This is a genomic window from Auraticoccus monumenti, from assembly GCF_900101785.1.
Classification (GTDB): domain Bacteria; phylum Actinomycetota; class Actinomycetes; order Propionibacteriales; family Propionibacteriaceae; genus Auraticoccus; species Auraticoccus monumenti.
This window is the reverse complement of the sequence record NZ_LT629688.1, coordinates 4,136,795-4,152,628: the sequence shown is the minus strand read 5'-3', so window position 1 is coordinate 4,152,628 and position 15,834 is coordinate 4,136,795. Positions and strand designations below refer to the sequence as shown.

Annotated in this window: 16 protein-coding genes; 10 read left to right on the top strand and 6 right to left on the bottom strand. The window is 73.8% G+C overall.

Features of this window, described 5'->3' with window-relative positions:
• Positions 1 to 17 precede the first annotated feature (17 nt).
• Together BLT52_RS19255 and BLT52_RS19250 are read left to right on the top strand one after the other, a co-directional pair.
• On the top strand, positions 18 to 1,766 hold the full coding sequence (locus tag BLT52_RS19255) for a chorismate-binding protein (protein WP_090595767.1): 1,749 nt from the start codon (positions 18 to 20) through the stop codon (positions 1,764 to 1,766).
• A 37-nt stretch (positions 1,767 to 1,803) separates the two neighbouring features.
• Positions 1,804 to 2,142: a hypothetical protein gene (locus BLT52_RS19250; RefSeq protein WP_090595765.1), complete on the top strand. Its 339-nt coding sequence runs from the start codon at positions 1,804 to 1,806 to the stop codon at positions 2,140 to 2,142.
• 4 nt (positions 2,143 to 2,146) lie between these two features.
• On the opposite strand, the gene BLT52_RS19245 is transcribed toward BLT52_RS19250, so the two are convergent.
• The 4 genes from BLT52_RS19245 to BLT52_RS19230 are packed head-to-tail and all read right to left on the bottom strand — an operon-like array spanning position 2,147 to position 7,163.
• Positions 2,147 to 4,087, bottom strand: a complete 1,941-nt coding sequence (locus BLT52_RS19245; protein WP_090595764.1) for an LTA synthase family protein — start codon at positions 4,085 to 4,087, stop codon at positions 2,147 to 2,149.
• A gap of 51 nt (positions 4,088 to 4,138) precedes the next feature.
• Positions 4,139 to 5,374: a glycosyltransferase 87 family protein gene (locus BLT52_RS19240; protein WP_090595762.1), complete on the bottom strand. Its 1,236-nt coding sequence runs from the start codon at positions 5,372 to 5,374 to the stop codon at positions 4,139 to 4,141.
• A gap of 32 nt (positions 5,375 to 5,406) precedes the next feature.
• Positions 5,407 to 6,213 carry an HAD family hydrolase gene (locus BLT52_RS19235; RefSeq protein WP_090595761.1) on the bottom strand — a complete coding sequence of 269 codons (807 nt, stop codon included), beginning with the start codon at positions 6,211 to 6,213 and terminating at the stop codon, positions 5,407 to 5,409.
• Entirely contained in the window at positions 6,210 to 7,163 is a 954-nt protein-coding gene (locus BLT52_RS19230; protein WP_157677227.1) for a hypothetical protein, read from the bottom strand. The genes BLT52_RS19235 and BLT52_RS19230 overlap by 4 nt, the downstream gene beginning before the upstream one ends.
• A gap of 230 nt (positions 7,164 to 7,393) precedes the next feature.
• On the opposite strand from BLT52_RS19230, the gene BLT52_RS19225 reads away from it, so the two are divergent.
• From BLT52_RS19225 to BLT52_RS19205, 5 genes are read left to right on the top strand one after another with little or no spacing between them, the layout of a single operon-like run.
• Positions 7,394 to 8,437 carry an AAA family ATPase gene (locus tag BLT52_RS19225; protein ID WP_090597138.1) on the top strand — a complete coding sequence of 348 codons (1,044 nt, stop codon included), beginning with the start codon at positions 7,394 to 7,396 and terminating at the stop codon, positions 8,435 to 8,437.
• A 2-nt stretch (positions 8,438 to 8,439) separates the two neighbouring features.
• Positions 8,440 to 9,519: a DUF58 domain-containing protein gene (locus tag BLT52_RS19220; RefSeq protein WP_090595759.1), complete on the top strand. Its 1,080-nt coding sequence runs from the start codon at positions 8,440 to 8,442 to the stop codon at positions 9,517 to 9,519.
• On the top strand, positions 9,516 to 10,484 hold the full coding sequence (locus BLT52_RS19215) for a VWA domain-containing protein (protein ID WP_231946406.1): 969 nt from the start codon (positions 9,516 to 9,518) through the stop codon (positions 10,482 to 10,484). The genes BLT52_RS19220 and BLT52_RS19215 overlap by 4 nt, the downstream gene beginning before the upstream one ends.
• Positions 10,475 to 11,428 (top strand): VWA domain-containing protein, encoded by a 954-nt coding sequence (locus BLT52_RS19210; RefSeq protein WP_231946405.1) that lies wholly within the window; start codon positions 10,475 to 10,477, stop codon positions 11,426 to 11,428. The genes BLT52_RS19215 and BLT52_RS19210 overlap by 10 nt, the downstream gene beginning before the upstream one ends.
• 14 nt (positions 11,429 to 11,442) lie before the next feature.
• The gene (locus BLT52_RS19205) at positions 11,443 to 12,195 is read left to right on the top strand and encodes a YggS family pyridoxal phosphate-dependent enzyme (protein ID WP_197679113.1); all 753 of its coding nucleotides are present in this window, start codon (positions 11,443 to 11,445) and stop codon (positions 12,193 to 12,195) included.
• Positions 12,196 to 12,198: 3 nt separating this feature from the next.
• Here the strand turns inward: BLT52_RS19205 and BLT52_RS19200 are convergent, their stop codons facing one another.
• Positions 12,199 to 12,924 (bottom strand): AAA family ATPase, encoded by a 726-nt coding sequence (locus BLT52_RS19200; protein WP_090595756.1) that lies wholly within the window; start codon positions 12,922 to 12,924, stop codon positions 12,199 to 12,201.
• 127 nt (positions 12,925 to 13,051) lie between these two features.
• Between BLT52_RS19200 and BLT52_RS19195 the strand changes: the two genes are divergently transcribed.
• From BLT52_RS19195 to BLT52_RS19185, 3 genes are read left to right on the top strand one after another with little or no spacing between them, the layout of a single operon-like run.
• Positions 13,052 to 13,549: a DUF3145 domain-containing protein gene (locus BLT52_RS19195; RefSeq protein ID WP_090595755.1), complete on the top strand. Its 498-nt coding sequence runs from the start codon at positions 13,052 to 13,054 to the stop codon at positions 13,547 to 13,549.
• 55 nt (positions 13,550 to 13,604) lie between these two features.
• On the top strand, positions 13,605 to 14,267 hold the full coding sequence (locus BLT52_RS19190; protein WP_090595753.1) for a 4a-hydroxytetrahydrobiopterin dehydratase: 663 nt from the start codon (positions 13,605 to 13,607) through the stop codon (positions 14,265 to 14,267).
• Positions 14,267 to 15,037 carry an SDR family NAD(P)-dependent oxidoreductase gene (locus tag BLT52_RS19185; protein ID WP_090595752.1) on the top strand — a complete coding sequence of 257 codons (771 nt, stop codon included), beginning with the start codon at positions 14,267 to 14,269 and terminating at the stop codon, positions 15,035 to 15,037. The genes BLT52_RS19190 and BLT52_RS19185 overlap by 1 nt, the downstream gene beginning before the upstream one ends.
• On the opposite strand, the gene BLT52_RS19180 is transcribed toward BLT52_RS19185, so the two are convergent.
• Entirely contained in the window at positions 15,022 to 15,825 is an 804-nt protein-coding gene (locus tag BLT52_RS19180; protein ID WP_090595750.1) for a phosphotransferase, read from the bottom strand. The genes BLT52_RS19185 and BLT52_RS19180 overlap by 16 nt on opposite strands.
• Positions 15,826 to 15,834 lie beyond the last annotated feature (9 nt).

The window sequence follows — 15,834 nt, the reverse complement described above, 5'->3', positions numbered from 1 at the left end:
CAGGCTAGTCTCCGACGGTGCTCGCCCGCTTCGACGACCTCCTCGACGACCGGGCCCTCGTCGTGGACTCCGCCACCGAGGTGCTGCGGGCCGACACCCCCGCCGAGGTGGTGCCGCTGCTGCAGCGGCTCGAGCGGGCCACCGCGGAGGGCCGGTGGGCCTTTGGCTACCTCGGGTACGAGGCCGCCGCCGCGCTCGACCCCGACGTCGCGGCCCGGGCGCCCGTCCCCGGCGGCCCGCCGCTGGCCTGGTTCGCCCTCACCGACGCGCCGCGTCAGGAGCGGGCGCTGGCCTCGGTCCCGTCCGGCTCGGGCTGGAGCGCGGGGCCCTGGGTGCTGGACTGGTCCGCGGCCGAGCACGCCGAGCGCGTCCACGCCGTCCGGGCGGCCATCGCCGCCGGTGACACCTACCAGGCCAACCTGACCACCACCGCCCGGAGCCACGTCACCGGCGACCTGCTGCAGCTCTACGCCGACCTGGCCCGGCGCCAGCGCGGCGCCCACCACGCCTACCTCGACCTCGGCGACCACGTGGTGGCCAGCGCCAGCCCGGAGCTGTTCCTGCGCTGGAGCGGGGACACCCTGCTCAGCCGGCCGATGAAGGGCACCGCCGCCCGCCGCCCCTCCACCGCGGAGGACCTGGCCGCCCGGGACGCCCTGCTGGCCAGCGCCAAGGAGCGGGCGGAGAACCTGATGATCGTCGACATGGTCCGCAACGACCTGTCCCGGGTGGCGCTGCCCGGCACGGTCGCGGTGCACCGGCTGTTCCACCCCGAGCGCTACGAGTCGGTCTGGCAGCTGACCTCCGACGTCGAGGGGCGGGTGCCGCCCGGCACCGGGCTGCTGGACGTGCTCCGTGCCCTGTTCCCCTGCGCCTCGATCACCGGTGCCCCGCGGGCGGCCACGATGGCCCTGCTCGCCGGGCTGGAGCCCCGGCCGCGGGGGGTCTACACCGGCGTGATCGGCTGGCTGGCCCCGCCGACCGAGCCGGTGCGGGCCTCGTTCAACGTGGCGATCCGGACCGTGGTGGTCGACCGGCGCACCGGCGCGGCCAGCTACGGCGTGGGCGGTGGCATCACCTGGTCGTCGGACCCGGCGGCCGAGCACGCCGAGCTGCTGGCCAAGACCCGGGTGCTCACCCAGCCCGCCGACGAGGTGGAGCTGATCGAGACCCTGGGTGCCCGCCGCACCGCGACCGGGCTGGAGCTGGTCGACCTCGACGCCCACCTGGCCCGGCTGGCCGCCTCGGCCGAGCACCTCGGCTTCCGCCTCGACGCCGCCGCCCTCCGTGCGCAGCTGGCGGGGATCGACCGGGAGGCGAGGGTCCGGGTGACCCTGGCCCGCGACGGCGCCACCACGCTGCGGCTGGGTCCGCTGCCCGCCGACCCGACCGGTCCGGTGCGGCTGGTGGTGGACCCGGAGCCGGTGGACCCGGAGAGCCGCTGGCTGCACCACAAGACCACCCGGCGCGAGCACTACGAGACCCGGCGTGCACGGCACCCGGAGGCCGACGACGTGCTGCTGGTGAACACTTCCGGTCACGTCACCGAGTCCGCGGTGGCCAACCTCGCGGTCCGGCTGGACGGAGGCTGGTGGACCCCGCCCACCTCCGACGGGCTGCTGCCGGGGGTCCGGCGCGGACGCCTGCTGGCCGAGGGCCGGCTGGCCGAGCGCTCGCTGACCCCGGACGACGTCCGGCGGGCCGAGGGGCTGGCCCTGGTCAGCTCGTTGCGCGGCTGGCGGACGGCCGTGCTGCTGCCGGGCTGACCTCGCCCGCCGGGGGCGCCGCCGCTACCGTGGCCCCATGGCGACCCCGTCGACGGAGAACGGTCTGACCCTCACGGTGATGCTCTGGGCCGTCCCCGGCCTGGAGCAGGAGCTGAGCGCCTACGAGGACGCGGTGCTGGCCCTGCTGCCGCGCTACGGCGGGCGGGTGGCGGAGCGGGTGCGCCGGCGCGAGCCGGACGAGGAGCACCCGCTGGAGGTGCAGGTGATCGACCTGCCCGACACCGATGCGCTGGAGGGGTTCCTGGTCGACCCGGAGCGCACCTCGATGTCCTCGGTCCGCGACCGCTGCGTGGCCCGCACCCAGATGTTCGAGGTGGTCCGCCCCGTCCCCGGCGGGCCCGGTCCCTCCCGCTAGCCGGTCAGGGGACGTCCGGGTCGGCGGTGCCGGCCGCGCCCCTCAGCTCGCGGTACTCCCGCTCCACCCGCAACCTCCAGCGCAGGGTCTCCTCGCGCTGCTCGGCCAGCCAGGCGCGGTCGGCGCTGGTCACGAGGTCCTGCCTCTCGTACGGGTCCGCCGCCACGTCGAAGACCTCGTCGCGACGGTCGCCGAAGTGGTGGACGTACTTCAGGTCCCCGTCCAGGCGGGCCATGCACTGGGCCCGCTGGGCGCAGGTCACGGTGACCGGCTCGCGGGGTCCCTCGCTGAGCAGGGACCGGCGGCCGGCGTCCCCGCCGAGCCGGAAGCCCAGCAGCTCCGCCACGGTGGGCAGGATCGCGGTCTGCTGCACCGGCTCGGTGATCCGCAGCGGGTCCTGGAGCTGCGGGTCGTGCACGATCAGGGGGACGCGGATGCCCTCCTCGTAGATGGTGTCGTCGTGCTGGCGCACCCCGTGCTCGCCGAACCCCTCGCCGTGGTCGCCGACCACCACGACCACGGTGTCCTCGTAGAGGCCGAGGTCGGAGAGCTGCTCCACCACCTTCTGCACGAACCGGTCCTGGTAGTGCAGGCCGTTGAGGTAGCTGTTCAGCTCGGGGTCCTCGACGAAGGCCTCCTCGACGTAGCCCTCGGGCATCGCGTAGTCGTGGTGGGCGGTGACGGTGAGGTAGCTGAGCATGAACGGCGCGTCGCCCTGCCGCTCCAGCCACTCCCGGCTCGGGGCGAGCATGACGTCGTCCTCGAAGCCGAAGTAGTTGACCCGGCCGAAGCCCTCGGTGGGCAGCGTGTCGGAGCTCTCGAAGGTCTCGAAGCCGAGGTTCGCCGTCAGGTCACGACGTCGCTCGAAGTGCTCGGTCGCGGACTGGAAGAAGGCGGTGCGGTAGCCCTGCTCGGCCAGCAGCTCGGGCAGGCAGCGACCGGCGATGCCCCCCTCACCGGCCTCGCTGTTGCGGCTGTCCAACGGCGGGGCGACCCCGCAGTGGATCGCGGTCAGCGACTTCGAGGTGTGCGGGACCACCGGGTAGGCGCGCTCGGCCTCGATGCTGCGCGCGGCCAGCTGGTCCAGGAAGGGCGTCACCGGACGGTCGGTGGGGGGCAGCGTCGAGACCGAGCGCTGCGACTCCAGCGTGATCACCACCACGTTGCGTCGGGGGCCGGCGTCGTCCCGCAGGAGGGTCGCGGCGGGGTCCGGGAGCGGGGGCTCCTCGCCGAGGTCCACGGAGAAGGCGCCGCGCTCCTCGACCGGGGCCATCACCAGGTGGGCCAGCGGGGCCCGGGCGAACCGGGCCGAGGCGGTGGGTGCGGTCCACACCGAGGACACCAGCAGGCCGACCGCCAGCAGCACCGTGGCGGCCCGCCGCGCCGGTCCCCGGCGGCCGGTCCGGGCGGTGCGCGGCCCGGTCAGGTCCAGCGGGAGCCGTCGGAGCACCCGCAGCAGCGGGGGACCGAGCAGCCAGGGCACCACCAGGGCGTGCAGCACGGTGGCCACCAGCAGCAGGACCGTGCTCTGGTCCAGCTGGGAGCCGATCAGCCGGGTGAGCTCCTCGCGGTGCTGCCAGGTGCTCTGCAGCCGCGCCACCGTGAGCGCGGAGCCGGTGCGCTGCTGGAACACGTGGTGCACCACGGTGAGCACCGCCACCAGCAGGGTGCTCAGGTGAGCCAGCAGCACCCCGATCCGGCGGGCGGGGCGTGAGCGGGGGCGGAGGGCGATCAGCAGCCAGGCCAGGGTCCACCCGGCTCCGAAGAGCACGTCGGAGGAGATCTGGGTGAGCGTGGTCGCGAGGTGCTGGCCGTCCGGCACCCGCAGCAGCTTGAGCGCCACCCCGAGCACCCCGACCGGCACCAGCAGCAGGAGCAGGCGCAGGACCCGCAGCGGCTGCGGCGGGGAGGGTGAACGGCGGGTGACCGTGGGCTGACCAGACATCGGGCGCCAGGTTACGTGCTGGGGCCACCCGTGGCCCTCAGACGACGGTCCTCAGCGTGGCGGGACGGAGTCGAACGTCCGGGCCTGGAATAGCGCGACCAGCAGCAGCGCCACCCCCAGCACGGGTGTCCAGGACCCCAGCAGCAGCTGGCTCCAGTCGTAGGTGAGCTCCACGTCGGCCCCACCGGGCAGCTTGGCGAAGGGCTCGGCGGCGGTGTAGCCGGCGAAGACGAAGCCGACCACCCGCAGCGCGGTGGGCAGCCGGTCGTCCAGCAGCACCAGGGCCAGCGGCACCACCCAGACGAAGTGGTGGCTCCAGGAGACCGGGGAGGCGAGCAGGCTGGCCACCCCGAGCAGGCAGACCCCCAGCGCGACCTCGCCGCGCCGGTGCCACAGCACCGCCACCCAGATCCCCAGGGCCGCCACCAGCGCCGAGACGACCAGCCCGACCAGCTGGCTGCCCGGAGCCAGGTCGGTGAGCCGCAGCCAGCTCCCCAGCACGGACTGGTTGGTGTAGTAGATGACGCTGCCGCCCAGGCCGGAGTCCCCACCGGCCAGCCGGCCCCAGTAGGTCAGCGAGGTCCGCGGCAGCACCGCGGCGGCCAGCAGCCCGAGCCCCACGAAGGTCCCCAGCGCGACCGCGGCGCTGCGGCGGCGCCCGGCCAGGAAGAGGTAGGGGACGGTGATCCCGGGGGTGAGCTTGAGGGCGGCTCCCAGGCCGGACATCCAGCCCTCCGGCAGCCGGGAGGTGAGACCCACCCGGTCCAGCAGCCGGGGGCCCGGCACCAGGTCCAGCACCACCAGGGCCACCAGGATGATGCCGAGCTGGCCGAACGCCAGGGTCTGGGTGACCGGGGGCACCAGCAGCACCGCGGCCGCCGCGCCGAGGCTGAGCCGCCAGCCGTGCAGGCCGAGCCGGTGCATCACCGCCATCAGCAGCGCCACGTTCAGCGCCGTCCAGCCGACCTGGACGACGGTCAGCGGCGGCCCGATCAGCGGGATGGCCAGCAGCGCGGCCAGCGGCGGGTAGAGGAAGGGCAGCCGGCCGTCACTGTCGTAGACCGGGACGCCGGAGAGCACCTCCCGGGCGGCGCGGAGGTAGACGTCGAGGTCGACCATCATCGGCTCCCAGGGCTGGAACGAGCCCCCGCCGAAGGTGGTCGAGGCCGCCCACAGCCCGGCCAGCAGCGGCAGCGCGAACAGCCAGCAGGCCCGGACCCAGCCGGCCACGCGGACGCGCTCGGTCGTCTGCTCGGAGGGCCGGGAGCCGGTCTGGGTGTCCACCACGGGCCACAGGGTACGCAGCCGCGGCCCGGGTCTCAGAGCCAGCCGCGGACCGTGTGCCCGACGGCGGACTCCAGGTTGGAGCCGATCACCGTGGCCCCGAGGTCGGCCAGGGACGGGTGCGCGTGCTGCATCACGTGCGGGCGACCCACCCAGGCCAGCATGGCCCGGTCGTTGGGCATGTCCCCGAAGGCCGCCACGTCGGCGGCCTCGATGCCCCGGTCGGCGCACCAGTCCGCCAGCGTCGAGGCCTTGGTGACGCCCGGGGCGCTGAGCTCCAGCAGCCCCCACCCGTCGGCGGCGGAGTGGGTGACGGTGAGCCGGTCGCCCACCACCGGCTCGACCAGCGCGGCCAGGTCGTCCGGTGTCAGCCGCTGGTGCTGGACCAGGAGCTTGACCACCCCGTCGACCTGCGCCAGCCGGTCGGTCGGCAGCCGCTCGATCTGGGTGCCTGCCGAGGCGCGCACCACGTAGTCGTCGGTGCAGCGGAACACCGCGGAGTCCTCGACCGCGAAGTCCACCGCCTCCACCGCGGCGGCGACGTCCGCGGTCACCGACCGCAGCACCTCGGTCGCGATGGCCCGGCGCCGCAGCACCTCGTCGGTGGCCACGTCGTAGACCAGCGCGCCGTTGCTGGCGATCACCACCGTGGAGGGCAGGCCGAGGTCGGCGACCACGTCCAGCCAGCGCGGCGGGCGCCCGGTGGCGAACAGCACCTCGATGCCGGCCTCCAGCGCGTCGCCGACGGCCCCGCGGTTGACGTCGCTGACCGTGCCGTCGGGGGAGAGGAAGGTGCCGTCGAGGTCGGAGACGACCAGGCGCGGACGCCAGCCGCCGCTCACAGCCGCGACCTCGGGGTCGGCGAGCCGGGGTCGCCGGACTCGCTCGGCTCGCCGCCCCCGGACTCGGTGCCGCTCGGGGAGGGGGAACCCGACATGGACGGCGTCTGGCTCGGCGAGGCGTCGGTCGGACTGGGTGAGGCGGAGTCCGGCGACGGCGAGCCCGACTCCGGGGACGGCGAGGCGGAGTCCGGGCTGGGTGAGGCGGAGTCCGGGGACGGCGAGGCCGAGTCCGGCGGCGGTGAGCCGGACTGCGGGGAGCTGGTCTGGCCCGAGGGCGGTGGCGGGGCCTGCGGCGGGTCGTCGTGGAAGATCCAGATGGCGATCAGCACCGCGAGGGCGGCCAGCAGCATCATCAGCAGCCAGGACACCAGGATGCTGACCCAGCCGGCCCGGGTGTGGCGGCCGGGCCAGGGCAGCGGCCAGAGCCGCGTCAGGCCCGGCCGGACCCGGTCGATCCAGTAGTGCCGGTAGTCCGGGCCGGCGGGGGTGCCCTGCTGGGGCAGCATGGCCAGCTGGACGTCGTCGAGGATCTCGGCCGCGTGCCGCACCGAGGCCGCCCCGCTGTGGGCCAGCGCGGCCCAGGGCGCGGTCGGGGCGTCGGCGGGGGAGGGCGGGACGTCCCCGTCGGGACGGAACCGCCGGGCCAGCCGTCCCTGGTCCTGGCCGCGGCCGCCGCGGGCGACCACGTCGTCGATGTGCAGCGCGTTGATCCGTCCGGCGAAGCGCTCGCGGGCCGCCAGGTCGCCGGCCGCCCCCTCCGACAGCAGCAGCAGCAGGACCGGCCGGTCGGGGTCGTCGTGGGCCAGGTAGGTGACACCGCTGGGCTGGGCGCTGAGCCGGGCGTCCAGCCAGAAGTCGTCGACCCGAGGGGGGTCGGACTCGGTGAGCGGGTAGGCCAGCACACCGGGCCCGGGCTCGGGACCGGGCTGCGGGGGCTGGGGCGTCGACATCGGTCCTCATCTCATCACAGGTGCGGCTCCGGCCGACCTCCGCCGTGGTGGCGCCCATTCTGCCCATCACGGGCAACGGCGGGGTGAGCCGCGCGCACGGCAGACTCGACCGGGCTGCGTTGACCGGTCTGCCAGAATGGGCCGGGCCGGTCCGAGCGAGGGTGTGGGCCCGACCGAGCAGCCGCAGGGTCCGACAGGAACACCCCAGGGAGACGTGAGTGAGCAACCCGATGAGCACCGACCAGCTGAGCAACCAGCAGGCCTCCCGACTCCTCGGTGACGCGATCGCCCAGGTGCAGCGCGTCATCGTCGGCCAGGAGCACATGGTCGAGCAGCTGATGGTCGGGTTGCTGGCCAAGGGCCACATCCTGCTGGAGGGCGTGCCCGGGGTGGCCAAGACGCTGGCCGTGCGCAGCTTCGCCACCGTCGTCGGCGGTGAGTTCTCCCGGGTCCAGTTCACCCCCGACCTGGTGCCCTCCGACATCGTCGGCACCCGGATCTACAAGGCCAGCCAGGAGGGCTTCGACGTCGAGCTCGGGCCGGTCTTCGTGAACTTCGTGCTGGCCGACGAGATCAACCGCGCCCCGGCCAAGGTGCAGTCGGCGATGCTGGAGCTGATGGCGGAGAAGCAGGTCTCCATCGGCGGCAAGACCTACCCGGCCCCCAGCCCGTTCATCGTGATCGCCACCCAGAACCCGGTCGAGTCCGAGGGTGTCTACCCGCTGCCGGAGGCCCAGCGCGACCGCTTCCTGCTCAAGGTCGACGTGCCCTACCCGCGCGGCAACGAGGAGTTCGAGATCCTCCGCCGGATGAGCGTCAGCCCGCCGAGTGCGAACCCGGTGCTCAACCCCGAGATCGTGCTCAACCTGCAGCACCGCGCCTCCAACGTCTTCGTGCACAACCTGGTGGCGGAGTACATCGTCCGGCTGGTGCTGGCCACCCGCACCCCGGCGGAGTTCGGCATGCCCGACCTCACCTCGGTGATCCAGATCGGCTGCAGCCCGCGCGCCACGCTGGGTCTGGTGGCCGCCTCCCGCGCGCTGGCGCTGATCCACGGCCGCGACTACGTGCTGCCCACCGACGTCCAGGCCGTGGCCCGCGACGTGATGGCCCACCGGCTGGTGCTGGGATTCGACGCGGTGGCCGACAACATCGACCCCACCCAGGTGGTGGAGCGGGTGGTGGCCATGGTGCCGCCGCCCACCCCGGTGTGGAACGCCCAGCAGCGCCACCCCGACCAGCAGCAGCACCAGCCCCAGCCCGACTTCCACTGAGCATGTCGGTCCCCAGCTTCCCCCCGCCCACCGGGCCACCGGTGGGCCAGCCCGCACCCGCACCCGCGGCCCCCGGCGCCCTGTCGTCGGTGGTCGGGGTGCCGACCACGCCCACCATCCCGCTCAACAAGCTGGCCCCGGAGGCGGCGCTGCGCCGGCTGGAGCTGGCCATCGTCCGCCGGCTGGAGGGCTTCCTGCAGGGTGACCACCTCGGTCTGCTGCCCGGGCCCGGCACCGACACCAACGACGCCCGGCCCTACCAGGCCGGCGAGGACGACGTCCGCAAGATCGACTGGGCGGTGACCGCGCGCACCACCGTGCCGCACGTGCGGGACACCATGGCCGACCGCGAGCTCGAGGTGTGGGCCCTGCTCGACGTCACCCCGTCGATGAACTGGGGCACCGAGGGCGTCACCAAGCGGGACCTCGGGATCGCCGCGGTGGCCACCATCGGGTTCCTCAGCCAGAAGATGGGCGACCGCTTCGGCGGCATGATGATGCGGCCCAACGAGATGCGACGGCTGCCCGCCCGCTCGGGCCGCAGCGCCCTCTACGGCCTGCTCCGCCGGATGCTGACCGAGCCGATCGTGCCCGACCACGAGGTGGGCCCGATGTCGCTGGCCGCCGGGGTCGAGGAGCTGGCCCGGACCCAGCGCCGCCGCGGCCTGCGGGTGGTCGTGTCGGACTTCCTCACCCCCGGCGACCACGAGCTCGACCCCAACGTGGAGCCGGAGTGGGAGCGGGCCATGCGCCGGCTCTCGGTGCGCAACCAGGTGCTGGCCGTGGAGGTGGTGGACCGTCGCGAGATCGAGTTCCCCGACGTCGGCGACATGCTGATCCGCGACCCCGAGACCGACTTCGAGCGCTACGTCGACACCGCCGACGCCGCCGCCCGGCAGCGGATGGACGCCGCCTCGGCCGCCCAGCGGGAACGAATCCGGATCGCCCTTCGTCGGGCTGGTGTGGGGCACATCCAGCTCCGCACCGACCGTGACTGGGTGCAGGACATCGCCCGTTTCGTGCTGGCCTACCGGCGCGTGGCGAGCATGCTGCACGCACCGCCGCAGGGGGTAGCCAGGTGATCTTCCCGCCCTCGGGGTTCGAGGTCCCCTCCCGACTGTTCCTGCTGCTGCTGATCCCGGTGATCGTCGCCGCCTACGTGGTGCTGAGCCGGATGAAGAACCGGCGCGGCATGCGCTACACCAACACCTCGATGCTGGAGTCGGTGATCGGCCGGCAGTCCCAGTGGCGCCGCCACCTGGCCGTCGCCCTCTCCCTGCTGAGCCTGGTCACCCTGACGCTGGCCTTCGCCCGCCCGGTGGCCCAGGCCGACGAGCCGCTGCCGCGCTCGACCATCGTGGTGGTGATCGACGTGTCGCTGTCGATGGAGGCCACCGACATCGAGCCCAGCCGGCTGGAGGCGGCAAAGGTCGCGGCCCGGGAGTTCATCGAGACGCTGCCGCCGGAGTACAACGTGTCGGTGGTCAGCCTGTCGGGGGCGCCGGCCATCGTGATCCCGCCGACCACCGACCACGCCGCCGCCGGACGCGCGGTCCTGACGCTGCAGCCGCAGGAGTCCACCGCGATCGGGGAGGCGCTGATCACGGCGTTGCGGGCCCTGCAGCAGGCCCCGCAGGACCCCGACGACCCCGACGGCATCGCCCCGGGAGCCATCGTGATGCTGTCGGACGGTGAGAACACCGCTGGACGGGCGCCGATGCAGGCGGTCAGCGACGTGGTGGAGGCGGAGATCCGCACCTTCACGATCGCCTACGGCACCGAGAACGGCTACGTCGACCTCGACGGCGTCCGCGAGCCGGTGCCGCCGGACCCCGCGATGATGCGTCAGATCGCCGAGGCGACCGACGGGGCCTTCTACGAGGCGGAGTCCGCCGACGACCTGCGCGAGGTCTACGCTGACGTGGCGGTCGAGTCCGGTACGCGCAAGGTCGACCAGCAGGTGACCTCGCAGTACGCCGGCTTCGGCCTCGTCTTCGCGGCGCTGGCCGCGCTGGGCGCGATCTCCCTGGGAGTGAGGTGGCCGTGATCGACTTCGCCTTCCCGCTCCGGTTGTGGGCGCTGGCCGCCATCCCGGTGCTGGTGCTGCTCTACCTGCTGCTGGCCCGCCGGATCGCGCGTCGGCGCGGCAGCCGCAACACCCTGCAGATGGTGGTGCCCCGGGACCGGACCTGGCTGAGGCACGTCGCGGTCGCGCTGGCCCTGATGTCTCTGGTCACGCTGACCCTGGCCTGGGCCAAGCCCACCCAGGACATCGAGGTGCCCAGCGAGCGCGGCACCATCGTGGTGACCATCGACGTGTCGTTGTCGATGGAGGCCACCGACGTCGAGCCGAACCGGCTGGAGGCGGCCAAGGTCGCCGCCATCGACTTCGTCCAGGGCATCCCCCCGCGCTACAACGTCTCGGTCGTCACCTTCGCCCAGACCGCGGCCATCCTGGTGCCGCCGACCACCGACCACGGGGCGGCCACGGCGGCCATCGAGAACCTCCAGCTGGCGCCCTCGACCGCGATCGGGGAGGGCATCTTCACCTCCCTCAACGCGCTGCTGCAGGTGCCTCCGGACCCGGAGAACCCCGACGAGCCCCCGCCGGCCCGGATCGTGCTGCTCAGCGACGGCAAGACCACCTACGGCCGATCGGCCGCGGTGGCCGCCGAGCAGGCCCGCGTCCAGGAGGTGCCGATCTACACCATCGCCTACGGCACCGAGAACGGCTACGTCGAGATCGAGGGCCAGCGCGAGCCGGTGCCGGTGGACAGGGTCGAGCTGCAGAACGTGGCCGACATCTCCGGCGGCGAGGCCTACGAGGCCCAGTCCGCCGAGCAGCTGGTGCAGGTCTACGAGGACATCCAGAGCTCGGTGGGCACCGAGCGGGTGCCGATGGAGGCGACCTCGCGCTACGCCGGGGCCGGTCTGTTCTTCGCCGTGCTGGCCTCGCTGGGGCTGGTCTCGCTGGCGGCCCGGTGGCCGTGAGCGAGGACGGGGCCGTGAGCGAGGAGACGGAGGTCCAGCAGCGCTACCGCGAGGTGCGGGCCCGGGTGGACGAGGCCTGCGCGCGGGTCGGGCGCGACCCCGGCGAGGTGCACCTGCTCCCGGTGAGCAAGACCAAGCCGGTCGAGCTGGTGCGCGAGCTGCACGCCATCGGCGTCACCACCTTCGGTGAGAACAAGGTCCAGGAGGTGGTGGCCAAGCACGAGGCGACCCCCGACCTGCCCGACCTGTGCTGGTCGGTGATCGGGCACCTGCAGACCAACAAGGCCCGTGACGTGGCCCGGGTGGCCACCGAGCTGCAGACCCTGGACTCGGTCAAGCTCGCCACGGCGCTGGAGAGACGGCTCCAGGCCGAGGGTCGCGGGCTGGACGTCCACCTGCAGGTGAACTCCTCCGGTGAGGAGTCCAAGTTCGGGCTGGCCCCGGAGGACGTCCCGGCGCTGGCCCGCGAGCTGACCGCCTTCGACTCGCTGCGGGTGGTCGGGCTGATGACCCTGGCCGCGCCCGGCCCGGACACCGAGGTGGTGGCTGCCTGCTTCGAGCGGGTGCGCCGGCTGCAGCAGGTGCTGGGCGAGGACGACCGCGCCGCCGGCAGCTACGACCGGCTGTCGATGGGGATGTCGGGGGACTACGAGCTGGCCATCGCGCACGGCTCGACCTGCGTGCGGGTGGGCACGGCCATCTTCGGCTCCCGCCCGCCGGTGAACGACTACGCCCACTACTGGCCCGAGGGGCGCCCCGGCTCCTGAGCCTCAGTCCAGGTGGCGCAGGTAGGACCCGGGCTGGCTGAGGAAGCGGCGGTGGTGGTCCACCACGTCGAGCTCGTCCCAGGTCTTGGGCTGCAGGCCCGAGGAGGTCAGCTCGAGCAGCCTGGCGTCGGGGATCGCGGCCAGCACGGGGGAGTGGGTGGCCATCAGCACCTGCGAGCGTCCGTCGGCCAGCACCGCGCGGAGCGAGGCGATCAGGGTGAGCTGGGCGCCGAAGGAGAGCCCGGACTCGGGCTCGTCGAAGACGAAGAAACCGGGACCGCGGAAGCGGTTGCTCCCCAGCAGGTCCAGGAACCCCTCGCCGTGGCTGCGCTCGTGGAAGCCGGCGTCCTCCGAGCCGGGGTGGTCCTGCAGGTAGCTGTTCAGCCCGTGCAGGGTCTCGGCCCGGACGAAGTAGCCCCAGCGGGAGGCGCCCGCCCCACGGCTGAGCTGCAGGTGGCTGTGCAGCGGGGACTCGGTCACGGTGGTGGAGTGCCGGGCTCCGGTCGAGCCGCCCTCGGGGGAGAGCTCGTAGGCCATCGCCACCGCCTCGACCAGCGTCGACTTGCCGGTCCCGTTCTCCCCGACCAGGACCGTCAGCGTCCCGAGGTCGAGGCCGTCGCGGAGGACCGAGGCCACCGGCGCGAGGTCGAAGGGCCAGCCCGCGTCGGGGTCGGGGGCGTCCGGGACCCCCTCGACGCGACGCACGGGCAGGGGCGTGAGCCAGCTCATGGGCCCCTGTCTACCGGGGCGCACCGACAGCCTGTTGCGCTGAGCCGGTTCTGGGGCAGAATGGGCGACGTTCCGACCGACGGGTCCAGGCTGCTGGGGAAGGCAAACCTCGACGCCGGGAGGAACGATGAGCACGACCAGGGGTGTCCTGTACATCCACTCTGCGCCGTCGGCGCTGTGCCCTCACATCGAGTGGGCCGTCGGCGGCGTGCTCGGCGTCCCCACGTCCCTGTCCTGGTCGCCCCAGCCGGTCGAGCGCGGCAGCTACCGCTCCGAGCTCTCCTGGGGCGCAGCCCCCGGCACCGCCTCCCAGCTCGCCAGCGCCCTGCGCGGCTGGCAGCGGCTGCGCTTCGAGGTCACCGAGGAGCCCACCTCCAGCACCGAGGGGGAGCGCTACTCCTGCACCCCGGGGCTGGGGGTCTTCCACGCCGTCACCGGCCTGCACGGCGACATCATGATCCCCGAGGACCGGATCAAGCACGCGATCGTCACCGAGGCGCTGGGGGGCAAGGAGCTGCTGCGCTCCCTGGACGAGCTGCTGGGGCGTCCCTGGGACGACGAGCTGGAGCCCTTCCGCCACGCCGGCGACGGCGCCCCGGTGCGCTGGCTGCACCAGGTCGTCTGAGGCCCCCGGCGGACCCCCTCGACTTCTGTCGGAGGCACCGGGCAGGATCGCACCCATGACCGAGAAGCTGACTGGGCAGCAGGTGGCCGACGCCGGGCTCGACGACTGGCGCCAGCTGTGGGCGCGGCTCTGCGCCCGCTTCGAGACCGGCGACTTCGCCACCGGGCTGGCCCTGGTGAACGCGATCGGCGCCGCCGCCGAGGCGATGGACCACCACCCCGACGTCGACCTGCGCTACGGCCGGGTCGACGTCCGGCTGATGAGCCACGACGTCCAGGGCCTGACCGTGCGCGACCTGCGGCTGGCGAGCACCATCTCCGGGCTGGCCGCCGACCTCGGCGTCACCGCCCGGCCCGAGGCGCTCACCTTCGTGGAGATCGGGCTGGACACCCCCGACCTGCAGCAGGTGCGCCCCTTCTGGAAGGCGGTGCTGGGGGTGGAGGACGTCGAGTGGGGCGGTGAGGTGGCCGAGGACCTGGTCGACCTCGGTGACGCCGTGCCCAACCTGTGGTTCCAGGGCACGGAGCCGCACGAGGAGCCCCGCCAGCGCTTCCACTACGACGTGCACGTCCCGCACGACCAGGCCGAGACGCGGGTGCAGGCGGCGGTGGCGGCCGGCGGCACCCTGGTCACCGACGAGTTCGCCCCGGCCTTCTGGGTGCTGGCCGACCCGCAGGGCAACAAGGCCTGCATCTGCACCTGGCAGGCCCGCGACTGATGGGCGTCCTGGACACCTTCGCCCTGGACGGGCGCACCGCCCTGGTCACCGGCGGCTACCGCGGGCTGGGGCTCGCCTTCTCCCGGGCGCTGGCCGAGGCCGGTGCGGACGTGGTCATCGGCGGTCGGGACGCCGCGGCCTGCGAGCGGGTGGCCGGCGAGCTGGCCCGCGAGACCGGCCGGCAGGTGCTGGGCACGGGGCTCGACGTCACCGACCGGGAGTCGGTGACCGCTGCGGTCGAGGTCGCCCGGGACCTCGGCGGACGTCTGGACGTGGTGGTCAACAACGCCGGTGCCTGCTTCCACCGGCCGGCGCTGGAGGTCCCCGACGAGGAGTTCCGCGCGGTGTTCGACACCAACGTCGAGGGCCTGTGGAAGATGAGCCAGGTCGCCGCCCGGTCGATGGCCGACGCCGGAGGGGGGTCCATCATCAACATCGGCTCCATCTCGGCGATGATCGTCAACCGGCCGCAGTGGCAGCCGGCCTACAACGCCTCCAAGGCCGCGGTGCACCAGCTGACGAGGTCGCTGGCCGCGGAGTGGGCCCCGCTCGGCATCCGGGTCAACGCGGTCGCGCCGGGCTACGTCAAGACCGAGATGGCCCCGGTCGACGACCCGGTCTTCCGGGCCCGCTGGATCGAGGACGCCCCGCAGCAGCGCTACGCGATGCCCGAGGAGATCGCCCCGACGGTGGTGTTCCTGGCCTCGGAGGCGTCGGCGTTCATGACCGGGTCGGTGGTCACCATCGACGGCGGCTACACCGTCTTCTGACCCTCGGCCGGCGCGTCACCGTCACCGGCCGTGTAGAGCCGGGTGTACCAGTCGAGCCGGTCGGCGTCGAGGTCGACGCCGTAGCCCTCGAGCAGCAGGTCCCGACGCCGCTCCGGCCCGGCGACGTCGGGGAAGTTCCAGCCGAGGCTGAGCAGGGCCGGGGCGAGGTCGGACCAGCGGTCGGCCAGCCCCAGCTCGCCGAGGTCGACGTACCCGCTGCAGCGGGGGCGACCGTCGGCGCCGGGCCGCATCAGGAAGTTGGGGTTGCAGGCGTCCCCGTGGCAGACGACCTCGCGGTCGACCTCCGGGGGTTCCCCGAGGGCGTCCAGCGGGGCGTCGGGCAGGTGCTCGCGCAGCCGGGCCAGCTGGTCCTCCGCCGACCAGGACCAGGCGCACTCGCGCACCGGCAGCCGGTCGTGCAGCTCGCGCAGGGCCCGTCCCAGCTCGACGACGGTGGCCTCGGACTGCCACTCCGGACCGATCGCCGTGGTGCCGGGCAGCGCGCGGGTGCGGACCCAGGCACCGGGACCGAGCCGCGGGTCGACCCCGAAGCCGACGTCCAGCACCTCAGGCGCCGCCACCCACCGCGAGGCCCATGCGGTCTTCTCCGCCTCCAGCCCCAGGTCGGTCTCCCAGCACTCGGGGGACCACTTCAGGTACTCCACCACCGGGGAGCCGACCGCGAAGGTCAGCCCGCCCAGGGCGTTGCGCCACACGCACCGCGTCGGACGTCCCGCCACGGCCTCGTGCAGCAGCTGGGGTACCTCCTCGTGCGCCGGGGCCGACACCTCCCCGGG

Excerpts from the sequence above, each read along its gene's own strand:
- BLT52_RS19250 (WP_090595765.1), top strand. The coding sequence starts at position 1,804 with ATGGCGACCCCGTCGACGGAGAACGGTCTGACCCTCACGGTGATGCTC.
- BLT52_RS19200 (WP_090595756.1), bottom strand. The coding sequence starts at position 12,924 with ATGAGCTGGCTCACGCCCCTGCCCGTGCGTCGCGTCGAGGGGGTCCCG.
- BLT52_RS19190 (WP_090595753.1), top strand. The coding sequence starts at position 13,605 with ATGACCGAGAAGCTGACTGGGCAGCAGGTGGCCGACGCCGGGCTCGAC.
- BLT52_RS19220 (WP_090595759.1), top strand. The coding sequence starts at position 8,440 with ATGTCGGTCCCCAGCTTCCCCCCGCCCACCGGGCCACCGGTGGGCCAG.
- BLT52_RS19225 (WP_090597138.1), top strand. The coding sequence starts at position 7,394 with ATGAGCACCGACCAGCTGAGCAACCAGCAGGCCTCCCGACTCCTCGGT.
- BLT52_RS19185 (WP_090595752.1), top strand. The coding sequence starts at position 14,267 with ATGGGCGTCCTGGACACCTTCGCCCTGGACGGGCGCACCGCCCTGGTC.
- BLT52_RS19245 (WP_090595764.1), bottom strand. The coding sequence starts at position 4,087 with ATGTCTGGTCAGCCCACGGTCACCCGCCGTTCACCCTCCCCGCCGCAG.
- BLT52_RS19230 (WP_157677227.1), bottom strand. The coding sequence starts at position 7,163 with ATGTCGACGCCCCAGCCCCCGCAGCCCGGTCCCGAGCCCGGGCCCGGT.
- BLT52_RS19195 (WP_090595755.1), top strand. The coding sequence starts at position 13,052 with ATGAGCACGACCAGGGGTGTCCTGTACATCCACTCTGCGCCGTCGGCG.